The sequence below is a fragment of the Streptomyces sp. NPDC002845 genome, from assembly GCF_053591955.1.
The window spans coordinates 68,203-85,733 of the sequence record NZ_JBSFUU010000040.1 but is presented as its reverse complement, the minus strand read 5'-3'; the positions used below and the strand labels follow the sequence as shown (position 1 = coordinate 85,733).

General features: G+C 67.9%; 18 protein-coding genes and 1 pseudogene. 14 read left to right on the top strand and 5 right to left on the bottom strand.

Annotated elements, in window-relative coordinates; translation table 11 throughout:
* Positions 1-394: 394 nt before the first annotated feature.
* The 7 genes from ACWD3C_RS27190 (at position 395) to ACWD3C_RS27160 (ending at position 5,465) form a co-directional block, all read left to right on the top strand.
* A complete protein-coding gene (locus tag ACWD3C_RS27190) occupies positions 395-949 on the top strand; it encodes a hypothetical protein (protein ID WP_451148303.1) in 555 nt (184 codons plus the stop codon).
* The gene (locus ACWD3C_RS27185; RefSeq protein WP_451148301.1) at positions 862-1,527 is read left to right on the top strand and encodes a thiamine pyrophosphate-dependent enzyme; all 666 of its coding nucleotides are present in this window, start codon (positions 862-864) and stop codon (positions 1,525-1,527) included. The genes ACWD3C_RS27190 and ACWD3C_RS27185 overlap by 88 nt, the downstream gene beginning before the upstream one ends.
* On the top strand, positions 1,524-2,903 hold the full coding sequence (locus tag ACWD3C_RS27180; RefSeq protein ID WP_451148299.1) for a DUF6002 family protein: 1,380 nt from the start codon (positions 1,524-1,526) through the stop codon (positions 2,901-2,903). Before ACWD3C_RS27185 ends, ACWD3C_RS27180 begins: the two co-directional genes overlap by 4 nt.
* 56 nt (positions 2,904-2,959) lie before the next feature.
* Positions 2,960-3,409, top strand: a complete 450-nt coding sequence (gene panD / locus ACWD3C_RS27175) for an aspartate 1-decarboxylase (RefSeq protein WP_451148297.1) — start codon at positions 2,960-2,962, stop codon at positions 3,407-3,409.
* A gap of 78 nt (positions 3,410-3,487) precedes the next feature.
* Positions 3,488-3,997, top strand: a complete 510-nt coding sequence (locus ACWD3C_RS27170; protein ID WP_451148295.1) for a hypothetical protein — start codon at positions 3,488-3,490, stop codon at positions 3,995-3,997.
* Positions 3,994-4,575 carry a hypothetical protein gene (locus ACWD3C_RS27165; RefSeq protein ID WP_451148293.1) on the top strand — a complete coding sequence of 194 codons (582 nt, stop codon included), beginning with the start codon at positions 3,994-3,996 and terminating at the stop codon, positions 4,573-4,575. The genes ACWD3C_RS27170 and ACWD3C_RS27165 overlap by 4 nt, the downstream gene beginning before the upstream one ends.
* Positions 4,518-5,465 (top strand): EamA family transporter, encoded by a 948-nt coding sequence (locus ACWD3C_RS27160; protein ID WP_451148291.1) that lies wholly within the window; start codon positions 4,518-4,520, stop codon positions 5,463-5,465. The genes ACWD3C_RS27165 and ACWD3C_RS27160 overlap by 58 nt, the downstream gene beginning before the upstream one ends.
* A 24-nt stretch (positions 5,466-5,489) precedes the next feature.
* Here ACWD3C_RS27160 and ACWD3C_RS27155 read toward each other — a convergent pair whose 3' ends face one another.
* Complete coding sequence (locus ACWD3C_RS27155; RefSeq protein ID WP_451148289.1) at positions 5,490-5,612, bottom strand: hypothetical protein; 123 nt, start codon at positions 5,610-5,612, stop codon at positions 5,490-5,492.
* Between the two features lie 176 nt (positions 5,613-5,788).
* Here ACWD3C_RS27155 and ACWD3C_RS27150 point away from each other — a divergent pair, with 176 nt between their 5' ends.
* The gene (locus ACWD3C_RS27150) at positions 5,789-6,862 is read left to right on the top strand and encodes a GlxA family transcriptional regulator (protein ID WP_451148287.1); all 1,074 of its coding nucleotides are present in this window, start codon (positions 5,789-5,791) and stop codon (positions 6,860-6,862) included.
* Between the two features lie 655 nt (positions 6,863-7,517).
* On the opposite strand, the pseudogene ACWD3C_RS27145 reads toward ACWD3C_RS27150, so the two are convergent.
* Positions 7,518-8,702: pseudogene (locus ACWD3C_RS27145) on the bottom strand (IS256 family transposase).
* Between the two features lie 1,095 nt (positions 8,703-9,797).
* Between ACWD3C_RS27145 and ACWD3C_RS27140 the strand changes: the two are divergent.
* The 5 genes from ACWD3C_RS27140 to ACWD3C_RS27120 all read left to right on the top strand — a co-directional run bounded on the left by ACWD3C_RS27140 (position 9,798) and on the right by ACWD3C_RS27120 (position 13,536).
* Positions 9,798-10,490 (top strand): hypothetical protein, encoded by a 693-nt coding sequence (locus tag ACWD3C_RS27140; RefSeq protein ID WP_451148285.1) that lies wholly within the window; start codon positions 9,798-9,800, stop codon positions 10,488-10,490.
* A 120-nt stretch (positions 10,491-10,610) separates the two neighbouring features.
* Positions 10,611-10,922 carry a helix-turn-helix transcriptional regulator gene (locus ACWD3C_RS27135; RefSeq protein ID WP_451148283.1) on the top strand — a complete coding sequence of 104 codons (312 nt, stop codon included), beginning with the start codon at positions 10,611-10,613 and terminating at the stop codon, positions 10,920-10,922.
* Positions 10,923-11,198: 276 nt separating this feature from the next.
* A complete protein-coding gene (locus tag ACWD3C_RS27130; RefSeq protein WP_451148311.1) occupies positions 11,199-12,245 on the top strand; it encodes a tyrosine-type recombinase/integrase in 1,047 nt (348 codons plus the stop codon).
* A gap of 80 nt (positions 12,246-12,325) precedes the next feature.
* A complete protein-coding gene (locus ACWD3C_RS27125) occupies positions 12,326-13,240 on the top strand; it encodes a HipA family kinase (RefSeq protein ID WP_451148281.1) in 915 nt (304 codons plus the stop codon).
* A complete protein-coding gene (locus ACWD3C_RS27120; protein ID WP_451148279.1) occupies positions 13,237-13,536 on the top strand; it encodes a SelT/SelW/SelH family protein in 300 nt (99 codons plus the stop codon). Before ACWD3C_RS27125 ends, ACWD3C_RS27120 begins: the two co-directional genes overlap by 4 nt.
* Positions 13,537-13,548: 12 nt before the next feature.
* Here ACWD3C_RS27120 and aceB read toward each other — a convergent pair whose 3' ends face one another.
* Positions 13,549-15,180: a malate synthase A gene (gene aceB / locus ACWD3C_RS27115; protein ID WP_451148277.1), complete on the bottom strand. Its 1,632-nt coding sequence runs from the start codon at positions 15,178-15,180 to the stop codon at positions 13,549-13,551.
* Positions 15,181-15,434: 254 nt separating this feature from the next.
* On the bottom strand, positions 15,435-16,034 hold the full coding sequence (locus ACWD3C_RS27110) for a nucleotidyltransferase family protein (RefSeq protein ID WP_451148275.1): 600 nt from the start codon (positions 16,032-16,034) through the stop codon (positions 15,435-15,437).
* Positions 16,035-16,262: 228 nt separating this feature from the next.
* Here ACWD3C_RS27110 and ACWD3C_RS27105 point away from each other — a divergent pair, with 228 nt between their 5' ends.
* Positions 16,263-16,553 carry a DUF5955 family protein gene (locus ACWD3C_RS27105; protein WP_451148273.1) on the top strand — a complete coding sequence of 97 codons (291 nt, stop codon included), beginning with the start codon at positions 16,263-16,265 and terminating at the stop codon, positions 16,551-16,553.
* Between the two features lie 36 nt (positions 16,554-16,589).
* Here the strand turns inward: ACWD3C_RS27105 and ACWD3C_RS27100 are convergent, their stop codons facing one another.
* A complete protein-coding gene (locus ACWD3C_RS27100; protein WP_451148271.1) occupies positions 16,590-17,399 on the bottom strand; it encodes an IclR family transcriptional regulator in 810 nt (269 codons plus the stop codon).
* Positions 17,400-17,531 lie beyond the last annotated feature (132 nt).

The window sequence follows — 17,531 nt, the reverse complement described above, 5'->3', positions numbered from 1 at the left end:
CAACCCCTCACTCGCCTCCCTCGGTTGCAGCCCCCGGGCCGCCCGCCTCCCGCCGGTCCTGCCCGCGATACGGCGGCCTCCGCAGGGCGAGGTGGTGGCCCGGCCACCACCTCGCCCTCCGAAGCCCTCCGAATCGGGCGTTTATCGCGCCGCATACGGCCTGGATGGTGGCCGGGCCACCACATCCCGTCGACGGTGGTGTGTACCCCACACCTCGGCCTGGATGTGGAAAACGGGAAACGTGGTGCGTCACGGAGTCCACCACCAGGCATTCTCCCGACGGCGGGTCGGAGGAAGCCGACGACGCAGCCTCATGGAGCTTCATCTCTCACTGCCAGATTCATGCCGCGAATTCCGATGCACGGGTTGCCTCGACGCGAGACAAGGAAGACGCATGACAATAGGAACGAGCACGCCCCTGAAACCGAACCGCCCGAACTCCACCGATGCCTGTGTGGCGGACATCGCGTCGGTACTGACGACGTGGTGCCCCGACCTGTGCGCGGCGACCCCATGCGGTGTGCTGGCTCCGCTCCTTGGCCGGCTGGAGGAGCGCCATGCGGGGTTCCGGTACGTCCACCGTGAGGACAACGCCGTGGCGCTGGCTGTCGGCACCGCCTTGGCCGGTGGGCGTGGCGCCGTGCTGATGCAGAACTCGGGATTCGGGCAGTCGGTCAATGTCCTGGCGTTCTTGGTCGAGCCGTTCGACGTACCCCTCGGCCTGGTCGTCAGCATGCGCGGCATTGGTGTCGACGGCACGCGGGAGAACCGCGGAATGGGACAGGTGACCATTCCAGTGCTCGAGCACTTGGGGCTGCCCTGGCGCATGCTCGGGGGCGACGATCAACACGGTGCGGTGGCGTGGTTCGAGACCATGCTGGCCGACCGGACGAGGCCGGCGGTGCTGCTGATACCGCCGGAGTCCTTCGGCTGGAGCGCGGCACAGTGATACGGCGGTCGGACGTCCTGGAAACGGTCATTGCCCACGGTCACGACAGCCCTGTCGTCTTCACGACGGGCTACACATGCCGGGAAGCCTTCTCCGTGCGTGATGCACCGAATCACCTGTATATGACCGGCTCCATGGGGATGGCTCCAGTGATCGGAATCGGAATCGCCCGGCAGACGGACCGGACAACCGTGGTGATCGACGGGGACGGCGCCTTCCTCATGAATCCCGGGGCGCTGATGGTCGCGAACCAGTACCGGCCGGAGAACTTTCTCCACCTGATCCTCGACAACGGCAGTTACGAGTCGACCGGTGGCCAGGAATCGTCCAGCGCGATGTTCGACATTCCCCTGATGGCCTCGGCCATGGGCTACCGCGAGTGCACCCGGATCCACGACGTGGAGAGTCTGCGCCAACGCCTGCCAGAGCTCGTACGCGCACCTCGGGGACCGCATCTGGTGTACGTCCGCACGGAGTCCACGCCTGCGGGGAACAGTCCGCGCATCACGGTGGATCCCGCGGCCAGTTTCCTGCGGTTCCGCGACTGGATGACCGATCCACGAAAGGGAGAAGCATGACAGTGACCACCCTGAAGCCGGACTCGATGTTCGATTCGGCGATCAGGACCACGTCGTCGGACAGCCTGATCGTGCGGTACTACCGCGGGATCCAGCGGGTGTCCGAGAGGCTGGCCAACGCGGCGTCGGGCAGCGCATTCGCCCCGGCGTTCCACTACCCGGAACTCAACGACACCTGGGAGGAGTTCTTCAGCGTCGCGCGGGCGTCGTGGACCGGGCTCGACGACTACGGCGACAAGCGGCTGACGCTGCTCGACCTGACGAAGAACCCGGCGACCCGCACTGGCAAGACCCCCGCTTCGCTGCTGATGGTGGCGCGGGCGGTGCACCACATCCGGCGCACCGGTGAGCCGGTCGTGCTCTTCACCCCGTCGTCGGGGAACAAGGCGATCGCCCTGCGAGACGCGGTCGGTCGGGCGTTCCGGCTGCGGCTGGTCGACCCCGACGAGTTGCGCATCGTGACGCTGACTCCGCGGGAGACGCTGTACAAGTTCCGCCGTGACCTGCTCACCGAGTCCGACGAGCTGCGGCGGCTGAACCCGCTGATGGTGTACGACGGTGACGAGCCCGCCGCCGTGAAGGAGATCGGCCGGGAGTTCACCCGCACCCTGTCCTTCCCCGGCCGCAGGCCATGGCGTGTCTGGCAGTCCCTGGACATCGCGAACTACCAGGCCGCGGACTGCTGTCGGGCCTTCTTCGAGTACGAGTTCGGCGGCAGCCCCGACCGACGGCTGCACGCACACTCGGTGTCGAGCGCCTACGGTCTCCTGGGCTACCAGAGTGGGTTGGACCTGCTGGAGAGTCTGGGGTTGCCGGTGCGACAGCCCGGCTTCCTGCTGGTGCAGCACTCCGAGACCAGCGACATGGTGCGGCACTTCCTGCGCGACCGGACGGGTGAGGAGCCACGCGTCGAGTACCGGCACAACAGCCGTACAGGGCTGCTGGAGCAGGACGCTTCGCCCCACTTCCCGCGCACCACCTGGGCCGTGAAGGAGAACCTGGAGCCCACCTTCTACACCAAGGAGCCCCCGACCGCGCCCGAGATGACCGGTTTGTTGAAGGCGCACGGTGGTTCAGGCGTCATCGTGTCGCTTCAGGAATGTCTGGCCCGCTACGGCGAGGTGCGGCGGTATCTGCAGGACACCGACTGCGCGCTCCCCGACGACCCGCGCACGCTTGGCGAGTGGTCCCTGGTCATGACGCTGACCGGGGTGCTCAACGCCGTGGACCGCAAGCTGGTCGAGCCGTTCGACGACCTCGTGGTCCACGGGTCCGGGGTCTACCCGAGGTTCACGGGTGAGGGCGTACGAGCCGATCAGATCCAGGTCGTGGCCGATGCCCGGCACATGGTCCGACTGGTCGCTGAAACCCCCTGATCCTCCCTGCCGATCAGAGAAGAACCGACGAAGAAAACAAAGGAGTTGACGACGCTGTGGAGCGTGAACTGCTGAAGTCGAAAATCCACCGGGCGACCGTGACCCAGGCGGACCTTCACTACATCGGCTCGATCACCCTCGACCCGGACCTCATGGAGAAGGCGGACATCCTGCCGCACGAGAAGGTGGATGTCGTCGTCCTCAACAATGGTGCGCGGTGGACGGCTTACGCCCTCCCCGGCCCCCGCGGGAGCGTCGTCGTCGGAATCAACGGCCCGACCACACGGCTCGCCCTGCCCGGCGACCTCGTGATCTTCATGGCGTACGCGAGTGTCACAGAGGAGGAGACCAAGACGCACGAGCCCAGCGTCCTCTTCGTCGACGGCTCCAACAAGATCATTCATGAGGGCAGCGACCCGGGCCACGCCCCTGAGGGAACGGGCACCTTCCGCGGTGACCAGCTGAAGGACCCGCACCTCTCCGCTCCGCATCCCGCCGCGCGGTAGGAACCGCCGTACGGGCCCCGGCCCAGCCGGGGTCCGTACCTCCCCCTCCCCGCAAGCCGCGCAAACCGAGGATTTCCATTGGCCAGTCGCGATGTTCTGATCGTCGGAGTCGGATCGCTCACCCGGGCGATCTGCTCTTCCCTCGCCACGACCGCTGCGGAGCGGTGTACCGCGACGCTGCTGTCGGGTACGCCGCAGAACGCCGCCGAGGTCTGCTACGTCGCCAACACACGTGCCGTGTTGAGCGGGACCGACGTGGTGTTCCGGGCGCTGCCGGCAGCCGAGTACTCCGCCGAGGTGCTCCGTTCCGCGCTGGCGCGTGTCAAGCCCGCTGTCGTCGTAAACTGTGCCTCGCACCAGTCGCCGTGGGAGTGGACACGAGCGCCGTCCGCATGGAGCGACCTCGTGGCCCGGGCAGGATTCGGCGTGACCCTGCCGCTGCAGTCGCTGCTCGCCCTCACCCTGAGTGAGGCGATCGCCGACGTTCATCCGCAGGCCCTGTTCGTGAACGCCTGTTTCCCCGACGCGGTCAATCTCGTGCTGAAGTCCCTCGGCCTTCCGGTGTTCTGCGGGACGGGAACGTCATGACGATCGCCGCCTCACTGCGGTCCGCTCTCCGTGCCGGCAGCGGGCACCACTCGCTGCGGGTGCTGGGGCACCACGTGCATCTGCACCCGCCACGCCGCCCCGACGAAGAGGCGCTCGCCTGGCTCGATGGGGTGCCCGTACGCGACGTCACCGAGGCGCTGCGCGCGCAGCGCGGCACCCCGCGGTCCGAGCTGAACTCGGTGGGAGGCCATGCCACAGCCCTTCTCGTGGGCTGCCTTCTCGACCAGCGTGAGGCACGTGTGAACCTCCCGGGGCCCTCGGGCCTGCCCGGTGGCTATCCCGTGTGGATCTCCTCGGGCCGTATCCACCTCGATCTGCCATCGGCGACGTCCCGGGAGCGGGCGGTGGAGCTCAATCAGCGGTGGGCCGTGCTCGACGGAGTACAGGTCCGACCGGACGGCGAAATCCGCTTCACCGCTGAGGGCGACACCGAGATCGACAAGGAACTGCCGGATCTTCTGAGCCCGTTTCATGCCAAGGACATGAAGGAAAGGAATGCATGCATGCTGAGGCTGAGGACGCGGTTACGGAACGTACCGTCGCGGGCTTCCGCATGAGGGGAGAGCCGCAGGAGAAGCAGGCCACGGCGACGGAGGGCTCAACCCGGGGACCGGGGTTCGCGCCCACGCCGATGGTGCTCGCCGGCATCGTCGCCCTGGAACTGGGCGCGGCCCTGGCCAAGCTGCTGTTCCCCCTCGCGGGGGTGGCGGGCGTGGTGGCCCTGCGGCTGGTGTTCGCCGCGGTGGTGCTTCTGGTCGTCATGCGGGTGTCCCCGCGTACCGTCCGTGACCCCGCCACGCTCGGGCTCGTCCTGCTCATCGGGACGCTGCTGGCCCTGCACCATCTGGCCTTCTACGCGGCCGTCGACCGGCTGCCGCTGGGAGTCGCCGTCACCATCGAGTTCACCGGCCCGTTGGCGATCGCCCTGTTCTCCACTCTGCGCATCCGCGGTCTGCTGTGGGCGGGGCTGGCCGCCGTCGGGGTCTGTCTCACCACGCTCACCGACGCGACAGGTCCGCTGGGGCTCGCGGGGGTGCTGCTGGCGGTCGGAGCGGCGGTGGCCTGGGGCGGCTATATCATCGTTTCCTCGACCCTGGGCCGCAGGACCGAGGACGGGCGCTGGCTGACGGTGGCGACCGCGTGGGCCGCCGTCCTGACCCTTCCACCGGCCGTGATCAACTCCGGTACCGTGCTGCTCGACCCCCGGGTCCTGCTGGGCTGCCTCGGCGTCGCCGTGCTGTGCGAGGTCGTGTCGTATTCGCTGCAGAACAAAGCCCTGCGCCGTATGCCGGCGCAGGGCTTCTCGATTCTGATGAGCCTGGAGCCCGCCGTCGCCGCGCTGCTCGGGCTGATGATCCTGGGCCAGGCTGTCTCGGCCTGGCAGGTCGCCGGAATCGTGGCGGTCGTGGCCGCCTCCATCGGCAACACACTCGCACCCGGCCGGTAGCGACTCGGCGCCCTCACCCCTCCGTCAGTCGTTCCCGCGGGCGGGCCGGAGAGCCGGCTTCAGTCCGTGGCGGATCGCGTGGGCCGCGTCGATGCCGTAGAACACGTCGCGGAAGAAACGCTTGCAGGCGATGCCCAGTGCGCGCATGTCCGTCCCTACCTCTCTCTGCCGTCGCCACGTCGAACGTGGCCTGCGGGCTTCGTATCTTCAGCGGTTTTGTCGCCCTGCTGTCTGTAATGATCCCGCAGAGACCCCTCCCAAAAAAGTGGCGCTAATGACACTCTTCGCTAAGATTCCGCCATGACCTCCACAAGGAGCGACGGATGATCCAGCGGCAGCAAAACCCTCCGTACCGCATCGCCGCGCTGGTGACCGATCAGACCTCGTCCTTCGAGATCGGCATGGTCACAGCGGTGTTCGGCCCGTATCTGAGCGATCTGATCCCCCCGCACTACGAGCTGCGGCTCTGCGCGGAGCAGCCCTCCTCGGTGCCCTTGGCGGGGGGTGCTGCACTGACCACGCGATACGGGCTGCGGCAGCTGCGCTTGGCCGACACGGTCATCGTGCCCAGCAGCGCCGATCCGGACGTGCCGCCGTCCGACGCGCTCATTGAAGAGCTGCGGGCGGCGCACCGCGCCGGTGCGCGCGTCGTCTCCACGTGTACGGGCGCCTTCACGCTGGCGGCGGCCGGGCTGCTCGACGGCCGGCCGGCCACCACCCACTGGCGCTGGGCCGATCTGCTGCGTAGTCGGTACCCGCAGGTCGAGGTGGATCCGAATCCGCTCTATGTCGACAACGGGGATGTCCTGACCGGTGCGGGCAGCGCTGCCACTCTGGATTTGTGTCTGCACCTGGTGCGCAAGGACTACGGGACGGAGCTGGCCAATGCGGTGGCGCGTCGCCTGGTGATCCAGCCGCACCGGGACGGCGGCCAGGCGCAGTACATCGAGGCGCCGGTATCGGTGTCGTCCGAGAACAACGGGGTCTCGCGCAGCATGGCATGGGCTTTGGAGCACCTGACCGAGCCGGTCACGGTGAGTGCGCTGGCCCGGGAGGCACGGATGTCCGAGCGCAGCTATCTGCGGCACTTCGCCAAGGCCACGGGGAGTTCACCGATGCGCTGGCTGATCTCGCAGCGGGTACGGGCGAGCCTGCCGCTGCTGGAGACCTCGCATGCCTCGGTGGAGGAGATCTCGGCGGCTGTGGGCTTCGAGTCGCCGGTGACCTATCGGCACCACTTCTCCAAGATCATGCGTACGTCGCCGTCGGCCTACCGCCGTGGATTCCGTACTGTGCAGGTGGCTAGAGAAGCGGCGCAGAGCATTGGCCGGACGTCGCCATACGCTGCGGGCGCATTGGCGGTGCCTGGCGGGGGGATCGTGCGGTCGGCGGTATGACTCGGGGAGCTGTGCGTCCAGAGCATGTTGCTCGAGCATGTCCTACGGTCGTCGGCGTCTGCAGGTGCAGCTCGTCCACTACGCCGTTGGCCGCCCTCGGCGCGAGCTCGGGGAAGCCGGGCCTGCCAGGTCGCACAGGCGGGGACTGGCAGGAACAGGTCGTTCCAGTGCCGGTGCAGGAGGGCGGTGTTCAGGTGGGACCGCAGGCCGGCCGCGGACTGGGCCTCGCGGATGACCCGTTCGTACATGAAATGAGGAACAGGTCGGCCTCGTCGGCGAGGCCGTATTCGTAGTGCGGGCCCCAGTCGATGTGACGGGGCGGGGTCACGGTTTCGGAGGTCGGCCCGACCAGTTCGTCGAGCGACTCCGGGAGCGCGTAGATCCTGGCTGCGGCGTACCTGCTCGTATGCCCAGCATGCCGTAACTGATGGTGTCCCTCGTCGTGGTGTACGGGATCGTGGTGTACGGGATCAACTGGCGGGCTTGTTCGGGGTGTTGGGTACTGCGGGGGCGCTTTCGGGACGTTCGCGGTAGAGCTCGTCCATGCTGCCTTCGGTCGTGTCCCGCAGAGCGGTGTAGGCGCACGATCATGCTGATCCTTTGCGATGCGGTGACCAGGACCTTGGTGTCAGCGGGGGAACTGAAGTGATCGCTGCTACACCACGAGAGGGGGCACGACCCTGCCTTCGGGGAGGTAGCGGCGGGGGAAGGCGATCCATTCGTCGTGGATCTCGAAGAGCACGGCGGTGACCAGCCGCAGCAGGGCGTCGTCGTTGGGGAAGACCTGGACGACGTTGGTCCTGCGCTTGATCTCCCGGTTGATCCGCTCCAGCGGGTTGGTGGACTGGATCTTCTTCCAGTGCCTCGGCGGGAAGTCCGCGAACGCGGTCAGGTCTTCCTTCGCTTCCAGCAGCATGGCTCTGACCTTGGGAAACTGGGTGCCGAGCATGTCGGCGACGGTGTCCAGCTGGGTGCGCACGAGGTCGGCGGTGGGCTGGGTGAAGATCGTGCGGATCGTCGCGGCGACCATCTCGCCGGAGTCCCGGTCGATCACGCTGAAGACGTTGCGCAGGAAATGGACACGACAACGCTGCCAGGCGGCGCCGAGCATGACCTTGCGGACCGCGGCGACCAGCCCGGAGTGCTGGTCGGTGACGACCAGGCGGACCCCGGACAGGCCGCGTTCACGCAGGGAGCGAAGGAACTCCTTCCAGAACGCCTCGCTCTCGCTGTCGCCGACCATCAGGCCCAGGACCTCGCGACCTCCGTCCTCGGTGATGCCGGTGGCGACCACGACGGCCCGCGAGACGATCTGGTGGTTCACCCGCGCCTTGCAGTAGGTCGCGTCCAGATAGACGTAGGGGAAGCGGACATGATCCAGCGCCCGGGTGCGGAACGCGGTCAGCGGCTCGTCCAGCGCCGCGCAGATCCGCGAGACCTCCGACTTGGAGATCCCGCTGTCCCCGCCGAGTGCTTTGGCCAGGTCATCCACGCTGCGGGTGGAGACGTCGTGCACGTATGCCTCCATGATGACGGCGTAGAGGGCCTGGTCGATGCGGCGCCGACGCTCCAGCAGCGAGGGGAAGAAGCTGCCGGTGCGGACCTTGGGGATCTCCAGGTCCAGGTCGCCGGCCAGTGTGGTCAGCACCTTCTCCCGGTGCCCGTTGCGGACGTTGGTCCGCGTCGGCGTGTGCTCGTTCCACTCCGCGCCGATGTGGGCACTCGCTCGGCCTCGATCAGCTCCTGCACCATCCGCTCGGCGATGGCGCGAATGAGCTCGATTCCGTCGGTCGAGCGTAGTGACTCAAGCAGCCGTAAGCTCAGACTGGGACAGGGCCATCGTGCACTCCTCATGGGTTGAACTGGCTGTTCACCAAGGAGAGTTATGCGGTGGCCCACCCTCTGTTCAGGGAGCGGTACCCATCCGTGGAAGTGCGCCCCGGGCAAACGCCCGCGCACTCCCAGCCGCTGATCCCGTACACCACGACGAGGGACACCATCCCGTAACTCGTCGCGTCGCGGTACTGACGTTCGTAGCCGATGCGACGCCGGGCTGCTCACATCCGTGCGGAGTGCTGGCCCGGGAAAATGAAGCGGCCTGTTTCCCCGTGTGTCTTGACGCCGTCTTGGTTGGCAAATATGCAGGTCACAACAGTTTCCTTCCGCGAGGTCTCCGCCTTGCGGCTCCCCGTCCCGCATATGTCCCGCGCGAAGCGATTCTGCGGGATCGGATATTTGGGATTTCGTCCGCCGGGCGCCGTGAAGTCGCAGGTCGAAGCCTTATTGGACCGAGTGGTCATGGACAGGTAGGCCGTTGCAGTTTTGGCGTGCACAAAATAAACCCTGACCAGCGTTTCCGCTGGCCAGGGCCTTACTTTCAGGTGCCCCCGGCAGGATTCGAACCTGCGCACACGGCTCCGGAGGCCGTTGCTCTTTCTCTTGGGTGGCGGGGCAGTATGCCGAGTGCTCCCGCAGTCAGCCAGAAGGCAATGAAATCTTAGCCGAACTTCCCCAGAGGGCATCCCCTTTTGATGTCTCTCGCAATCCGGCATGCGCCCCCCTAAAGGCAGTTCGCCGACGGCAGACAGGTTCGGGGCGGAGTGGACTGGAAATGCCCGCCAGGGTCATGTCAACCTTGATCATGTCGGTGTGAGGGGCTGTCGGAAGCGTCGCAGGAGGGGCAGCCCGATAGCTCGCGCATGGCTACCCGTGAAGGCTTCCGACATACTGGTCCTCCCATGTCACTTGAAGCGCTGGTGGCGCTTCGCTACGGGCCCTTGAAGAGTAAGTTGAGCTTCCCCGCTGGCTTATAACACGCAATCCCCGGTTACCCAAACCGGGGATTCTCCGGAGTATTGACCCTGTTCGTCGGCGGCAATGCCGAGACGCCTTGCCGTGCAGCAACTGCGCCCCCCTAATCGAGGAGTTCCCGCCTGTGCCTGTTGCCGTTGTTGATGAGAGGTTCCTGCTGTCGGTCCAGCAGCGCGACGCTCTGCTGGACTGGATTGGTCAACGTCCGCGGAACGGACGCCCGTTGCTTGCCTTCCTATCATCCATCGCCTTTGCGGCGCTGAGGCCGCAGGAGGCGCTTGCGCTGCGCGTTCGTGACGCGCGTCTGCCCGATGAAGGCCCTGGCGATCTGGTGATTCACCCTCGTCGGCGCAGTGGTAGGGACGGGGAAGCGGAGGACACAGATGCCCCACGGGTCGTTCCTGCGTGCCCAGAGCTCGTAGAGATCCTGAGGGCGGAGGTTACCCACCGCGGCCTTCGCCCCGATGACGCAATATTCACCCGCGAGGACGGGCGACCGCTGTCCGACGCGGTCTACCGCAGGGCATGGCACCAGGCGCGGGAAGCGGTCCTGGAGACGCACGAAATCGACTCGCCACTCGGCAGGAGCGTCTCCGACCTCCGAGATGCCTGCATCTCGACCTGGCTGAGTGGGCACCGCACCGCCTTGGAGGTCTTCATGGTGGCTGACCGCGTTGGCGTCAGCGCGCCCTCACTCGCCCGGCGCTTCCCGCATTGCTTCCAGGCATCGGGTGAAGCCTCCAACGACCTGATAGAAGCCGCCTTCACCATCGCCGACCTGGAGGGTGAGCCGACGCGCGCTGTCCGGACTCCGTAGCGGGACGTCGATCTGCGGCTTGACCACGGATCTCATCGCGCCTTCAGCACGGCCCGTGGGCGGCGTAGGAGCGTCGCGCTCCACCCGCCCGCGGCCCTCACCTCTGACACAGGACCTTCTATGCCTGCACGCCCACTATCTGCTCCCTCCCCCACGTCGGACCCCACCGGGTCCGTTCGCAGAGCGTTTTTGAATGTGAGGGATGCCGCCGAGTACCTCGGCCTTTCGCCGCACACTCTCTACGTTTGGCGGCACCGCCGACACGGTCCGCCCAGCTTTCGCATGGGGCCGCGCGGCCGCGTCATGTACCGGCTGGAAGCGCTCGACGCCTGGATTCGCGAACAGGAACAGGCCGACTCGCGCTCCAACACCGTCCTGAGCCCCCTAAACGCGGCACCGCAGACCCGCTCCGACTACACCGCGAGCGCCTGACGCCTCTCCTGTTTCCGCTTCCGCCCCACCGGGCCTCTCATAGAGGGAAGTATTTGGCCGGCTACGTAGAAGACCGCTGGATCAAGAAGAAGAAGGACCCGGTCACCGGGAAACGAGAGCGAACCGCCCGCTACGGCAAGGGAAGCGATACAAGTCGCCGGCATCCCCGGGGTCCGGGACCGATCCTTCGACACCCTGGAGGACGCCAAGGCGTGGCTTCGTCGAGCAGCCACGGATGAGGAGCGGGGCGAGTTTGTAGACCCGCGCGACGGATCCATCACACTGGCCGACTACATCGCGCTGCACTGGGCGCCGGGCAGAGGAGGTGTTCCGAAGACCCGGGACAACCAGGAGCGGAGAGCGCGACTTCACATCATTCCGCACCTGGGCCAACTCCCCCTCAGGAACATCACGGCGGCGGATCTGCGCGCGTACATAGCCAAGTTGGAGTCAACCGTCTCCTCGGTCGACTACCAGCGCGGCATCCTGTCCGAGCTCTCCTCCATTCTGGAGGCGGCCGTCGATGACAAGCGGCTCGCCGGGAATCCCATGCACGCGAAGTCCGTGCGGTGGCCCAAGGCGCCCCAGGAGCGCCGCGAGGCTTGGCGGTTGGAGACGGCGCTGCGAGTCCGCGACGTCATCAACCCGCGCAACCGGATAACCGTCGTCCTCGGTCTGGGATGCGGGCTCCGTCAGGGCGAGGTGTTCGGATTGAGCCCGGAGGACATCGACTACGCCAGAGGCGTGCTTCATGTCCGTCGCCAAGTTCAGGCGATCAAGGGGAGGCTGTACTTCACCCTGCCGAAGGGGAAGAAGACCCGTGTCGTCGACATGCCCTTCTCGGTGGCCGAGGAGCTCAAGCGCCATGTCGAGGCGTTTCCGCCGGTGCAGGTGGAGCTCCCGTGGGGGAAGCCGGAGGCGGAGGGACAGCGGAGGAAGTTCTCCCTGCTGCTCACCACGCGATTCGGCAACGCCATTGCGGTGAACACGTGGAACACCTACACATGGAAGCCCGCATTGGCCAAGGCAGGGATCATCCCGCCGCGCGCCAAGGGAGCAAAGGACTGGCAGTGGGAGGCCGCGCCGAAGGATGGCTTCCACGTGCTGCGGCACACCTACGCCTCGATCATGCTGGAGGCGGGAGAGTCCGTGGTGACCGTGGCGCGGTGGCTCGGGCACTCCTCGCCGGCGATCACCCTCGGTTACTATGCTCACTTCATGCCGGAGGCTGGCAGCAAGGGGCGGACGGCCATTGACGGACTGCTGGAGAGGCAGGGAGATTTGCATGCCAGTCGAAACTCCCCAGATTCTCCCCAGGGCTGAGGATGGACAATTCCCGCTGTTGGGTGCCGCCGAGGCCGACCGTGGATTGCAAGGTCAATGAAAGTGGGTGGCCTGAGGAAATGCTGAGAGAGGTCACCGCGACCCGCTACCTCGCCCCTCTGCGCTCCGGCGGCTCCGTCCCCGGAGTCGTCGAGGCCGACGACCTGGGCACCTACGTCGTGAAGTTCACGGGCTCCGCCCAGGGCCGCAAGGCGCTGGTGGCCGAGGTGATCGTCGGGGAGCTGGCGCGTGCCCTGGGGCTGCGGTTTCCCGAGCTGGTCCTGGTGCACTTCGACCCGGCGGTCGCCGAGCACGAGCCGCACCAGGAGGTGCGGGACCTCCTCCAGGCCAGCCACGGTGTCAACCTCGGTATGGACTTCCTGCCGGGGGCGAAGGACTTCACCCCGGAGCTCGCGAAGAGTTTCCGTGTCGACCCCCTGGAGGCAGGCAGGATCGTCTGGCTCGACGCCCTGACGGTCAACGTCGACCGCACGGTCCACAGCTCCAACCTGATGATCTGGCCCACGTTCGGGACCACGCCCGCGCGCCTGTGGCTGATCGACCACGGCGCCGCCCTCGTCTTCCACCACCGCTGGGACACGACGGACCCGGCGAAGGCGTACGACTTCCGCCACCACGCCCTCGGCCACTACGCCCCGGACGTACGGGCGGCCGACGCGGAGCTGGCGCCCCGGGTGACCGAGGACCTGCTGCGCGAGGTCACGGCGGCGGTACCGGACGCGTGGCTGACCCAGGAGCCGGGCTTCGCGACGGCCGACGAGGCCCGTGACGCGTACGTAGGCCACCTCGCCGCCCGCGTGCGAGCCTCCGCCGCCTGGCTCCCCACGGACTTCCCCACCCGGCAGGAACTCGCCGCCGAGGAAGCCCTCCGCGCGGCGCGCACACGGCAAGGCCGCCCGAACTGGCTCAAGCGGGTCCCCGACCTGCACGGCAAACCGGCGGCGGAACAGGATGGGGCGGTGCACCTCGGATGACCGAAAACCCACGGACGGCACCCCGGCGCGTGCAGATCGAGTACTGCACCCAGTGCCGCTGGCTCCCGCGCGCCGCCTGGCTTGCCCAGGAGCTGCTCACCACCTTCGAGGCGGAGCTGACCGAGCTGTCCCTGAAGCCGGGCACGGGCGGGGTCTTCGTCGTACGCGTGAACGACGAGGTGGTCTGGGACCGGCGTGAGCAGGGCTTTCCCGAGCCGACCGCCGTGAAGAGGGTCGTACGCGACCGAGTGGCCCCGGGGAAGTCCCTGGGCCACTCGGAGAAGCCGGCCGACTGAGCGGATCAGCGGTCAGCCCTTGAGCTGCTCGTACGCCGGCAGCGTCAGGAAGTCCGCGTAGTCCTCGTCCAGCGCCACCTTCAGGAGCAGGTCGTGGGCCTGCTGCCAGTTGCCCGCCGCGAAGGCCTCCTCGCCCAACTCGGCGCGGATGGCGGCGAGTTCCTCGGCGGCGACCTCGCGGGCCAGCTCGGGCGTGGCCTTCACCGTGTTCCCGTCGTGCTCGAACTCGACGCCCGCGTTGATCCACTGCCAGATCTGGGAGCGGGAGATCTCGGCGGTGGCGGCGTCCTCCATGAGGTTGAAGATGGCGACGGCGCCGAGTCCGCGCAGCCAGGCCTCGATGTAACGGATGCCGACCTGGACGGCGTTGACCAGGCCGTCGTACGTCGGCCTGGCGTCGAGGGAGTCGACGGCGATCAGGTCGGCCGCCTTGACGTCGACGTCCTCGCGGAGCCGGTCCTTCTGGTTGGGCCGGTCGCCGAGGACCGCGTCGAAGGAGGCCATGGCGATCGGCACCAGGTCCGGGTGGGCGACCCAGGAGCCGTCGAAGCCGTCCTTCGCCTCGCGGTCCTTGTCGGCCTTGACCTTCTCGAACGCGACCTTGTTGACCTCCTCGTCGCGGCGGGACGGGATGAAGGCCGCCATGCCGCCGATCGCGTGGGCGCCGCGCTTGTGGCAGGTGCGGACCAGCAGCTCCGTGTACGCGCGCATGAACGGGGCCGTCATCGTGACCGCGTTGCGGTCCGGCAGGACGAACTTCGGCCCGCCGTCACGGAAGTTCTTGACGATGGAGAAGAGGTAGTCCCAGCGGCCGGCGTTCAACCCCGAGGCGTGGTCGCGGAGTTCGTAGAGGATCTCCTCCATCTCGTACGCGGCCGTGATCGTCTCGATCAGCACGGTCGCCCGGATGGTGCCCTGCGGGATGCCGACATAGTCCTGCGCGAAGACGAACACGTCGTTCCAGAGGCGGGCCTCCAGGTGCGACTCCGTCTTCGGGAGGTAGAAGTACGGGCCCTTGCCGAGGTCCAGCAGGCGCTGGGCGTTGTGGAAGAAGTAGAGGCCGAAGTCGACGAGCGCGCCGGGGACCGCGGTGCCGTTCTCGTCGACCAGATGGCGCTCGTCCAGGTGCCAGCCACGCGGGCGCATCACGACCGTCGCCAGCTCCTCGGCCGGCTTCAGCGCGTACGACTTGCCCTCGGGGGAGGTGAAGTCGATACGGCGCTCGTACGCGTCCGTGAGGTTCAGCTGGCCGAGGACCACGTTCTCCCAGGTGGGCGCCGAGGCGTCCTCGAAGTCGGCGAGCCAGACCCGGGCGCCCGAGTTGAGGGCGTTGATGGTCATCTTGCGGTCGGTGGGGCCGGTGATCTCGACGCGACGGTCGTTGAGGGCGTCCGGAGAAGGGGCCACCTTCCAGGAGTCGTCGGCGCGGATCGCGGCGGTCTCCGGGAGGAAGTCCAGCGTGGACGTACGGGCGATCTCGGCGCGGCGCTCAGTGCGGCGGGCGAGGAGCTCGTCACGCCGGGGCGTGAACAGCCGGTGCAGCTCGGCCACGAAGGCGAGGGCCGCGTCGGTGAGGACCTCCTCCTGCCGGGGCAGGGGCTCGGCGTCGACGATGGCCGGCGGGGACGGCGCTGGTGCGGACATGAGCTGTCACTTCCTTCAGCGGGCTGCGTACGTACGGCAGTACGGCACGGGATGGCACTGGATGCCTCAAAGCGCCGGCTGCGCTGACCGCGCCCTCGGAGCCGTCCCGTGCTTCTGAGCAGTGGATACTAGTTTCCTCATGGTGGAAGTTCAATGGTTTGTTGATGTCGAGACTCTCCGGGTCGAGGAACGTTGGCGCTCGGTGCCACCCCGCTCACTCAAGGCCACCATGCTCACTCACGTGTTCATGGTGCTCACTCAAGGTGGCCCAGGTCGCCTTCGGTGTCGATGTCGTACGCCTCGGCCACATCCCCGCACTCGACCAGCGTGATCACCTCCTCGTGCGCCCTGAGGTAGGCGCGGGCTCCGCGGTCGCCGGTCGCGGCCGCGGCGACCCCGGCCCAGTGGGCGGCCCCGAACAGCACCGGGTGCCCGCGTACCCCGTCGTAGGCGGCCGAGACCAGCGAGTGCTCGTCCTTGTACGCGGCGAGTACCCGGGCCACCGCCTCCGGTCCGATTCCGGGCTGGTCGACGAGTGACACCAGTACGGCCCCCGCTCCCGTACCGGCGAGCGAGCCGAGCCCGGCGCGGAGCGAGGAGCCCATGCCCTCCTCCCAGCGCGGGTTGTCCACGACCGCGTATCCGTCCAGTCGCGCCCGTTCCCGTACGACACCGGCTCGCGCCCCCAGCACCACGTGCACGCGGGCGCAGCCGGCCGAGCGCAGGACCCCGGCCGCGTACTCCACCAGGGGCCGCCCCCGGTGTGTGAGCAGCGCCTTGGGCCGCCCGCCGAGCCGTCGGCCCCCGCCCGCCGCGAGGACCAGCCCGGCGACTTGACCGTTGTTTTCCGTCATACCCCCTGCATACCTGACCCCACGTCGACCGCACGGTTTCCACAGGCTGAATTTCGGTCCGCACGGTGGCGCGGACCACATCGGGTGGCGTTTACTGGCCCGCGTCCCCCCGGCGCCCGGCCGACGCCACGGGGAGCTCGGGTGTACGACGACGTACGTGGCGCACGACGGCGTGCGGCGGCGTGTGAGGGGGGTAGTGCTGCGTTGCGGAGCTTGGGGCAGAGGTCAGTGACCGGCAGTGACAAGGACGCGAGGGTGGCGGAGCTGCGGACGGCCGTGTCCCGGCTGTGCCGTGAACTCGCCGCGCTCCCCGCGGAGTTCCCCGACCGGACCATAGCCGAGGACGAACTCGCGGCCCTCGCGGCCATGGCCGTCGGCGGCGCCCCCGAGATCCCCCGCCTGCGCCGCTCCCTCCTCCTGATCGCCGGCTCCATCGGCTCGGTGAGCGCCCTGGCGAAGGGGCTCGCGGAGGTCCGCAGCGCGGTGGAACTGTTCGGAGAGCCGCCGCGCCGACATTGACGTCAACTCACCCTGACCGTGGGTGAGTTGGTCTCTTCAGGTGCCGGAACTCGCCAGCGCCTCCGACAGCTCCACCGCAACCTGCTGCAGGACCGGCACGATCCGCTCGGTGGCGGACTCGGTGACGCGGCCCGCCGGGCCGGAGATCGAAATGGCCGCCGAGGTGGGGGAGTTGGGCACGGAGACGGCCAGGCAGCGCACGCCGAGCTCCTGCTCGTTGTCGTCGACGGCGTAGCCGAGGCGGCGGACGTCCTCCAGCGCGGCCAGGAAGCCGTCGGGGGTGGTGATCGTCCTGTCCGTGGCGGCGGGCATGCCCGTGCGGGACAGCAGGGCTCGTACATCGTCGGCCGGAAGGTCGGCGAGGAGCGCCTTGCCGACGCCGGTGGAGTGCGGCAGGACCCTGCGGCCCACCTCGGTGAACATCCGCATCGAGTGCTTGGACGGCACCTGGGCCACGTACACGATCTCGTCGCCGTCCAGCAGGGCCATGTTCGCGGTCTCGCCGGTCTCCTCGACCAGGCGGGCGAGGTAGGGGCGGGCCCAGGTGCCGAGGAGCCGGGACGCGGACTCGCCGAGGCGGATCAGGCGCGGGCCGAGGGCGTACCGGCGGTTGGCCTGCTGGCGTACGTAACCGCAGGCCACGAGGGTGCGCATCAGGCGGTGGATGGTGGGCAGCGGCAGCCCGCTGCTCGCGGAGAGCTCGCTGAGGCCGACCTCGCCGCCGGCGTCCGCCATCCGCTCCAGCAGATCGAAGGCGCGCTCAAGGGACTGGACACCACCGCCGGGTGAGGAGGACTTGGCGGCGGCGCCATTCGTAGGGGCTTCGCTGGCGCTGGACGTCGGCACGGCGCGTTCCTTTCACAACGGCAGGAGGGGTGCAGCCTACCGGTCGGTTGCTTGACGGCCCGCTTGTGTGTAGCTACGTTCTGCTGCCTGGAAAGCTACTTCCGCCTTGTGGAAACGTCCAGAGTATGGGAT

Bases quoted from the DNA above. Each gene is read 5' to 3' on its own strand.
- ACWD3C_RS27190 (WP_451148303.1), top strand. From the start codon at position 395: ATGACAATAGGAACGAGCACGCCCCTGAAACCGAACCGCCCGAACTCC.
- ACWD3C_RS27180 (WP_451148299.1), top strand. From the start codon at position 1,524: ATGACAGTGACCACCCTGAAGCCGGACTCGATGTTCGATTCGGCGATC.
- ACWD3C_RS27165 (WP_451148293.1), top strand. From the start codon at position 3,994: ATGACGATCGCCGCCTCACTGCGGTCCGCTCTCCGTGCCGGCAGCGGG.
- ACWD3C_RS27160 (WP_451148291.1), top strand. From the start codon at position 4,518: ATGCATGCTGAGGCTGAGGACGCGGTTACGGAACGTACCGTCGCGGGC.
- ACWD3C_RS27155 (WP_451148289.1), bottom strand. From the start codon at position 5,612: ATGCGCGCACTGGGCATCGCCTGCAAGCGTTTCTTCCGCGACGTGTTC.
- ACWD3C_RS27150 (WP_451148287.1), top strand. From the start codon at position 5,789: ATGATCCAGCGGCAGCAAAACCCTCCGTACCGCATCGCCGCGCTGGTG.
- ACWD3C_RS27135 (WP_451148283.1), top strand. From the start codon at position 10,611: ATGCCTGCACGCCCACTATCTGCTCCCTCCCCCACGTCGGACCCCACC.
- ACWD3C_RS27125 (WP_451148281.1), top strand. From the start codon at position 12,326: ATGCTGAGAGAGGTCACCGCGACCCGCTACCTCGCCCCTCTGCGCTCC.
- ACWD3C_RS27120 (WP_451148279.1), top strand. From the start codon at position 13,237: ATGACCGAAAACCCACGGACGGCACCCCGGCGCGTGCAGATCGAGTAC.
- aceB (WP_451148277.1), bottom strand. From the start codon at position 15,180: ATGTCCGCACCAGCGCCGTCCCCGCCGGCCATCGTCGACGCCGAGCCC.
- ACWD3C_RS27110 (WP_451148275.1), bottom strand. From the start codon at position 16,034: ATGACGGAAAACAACGGTCAAGTCGCCGGGCTGGTCCTCGCGGCGGGC.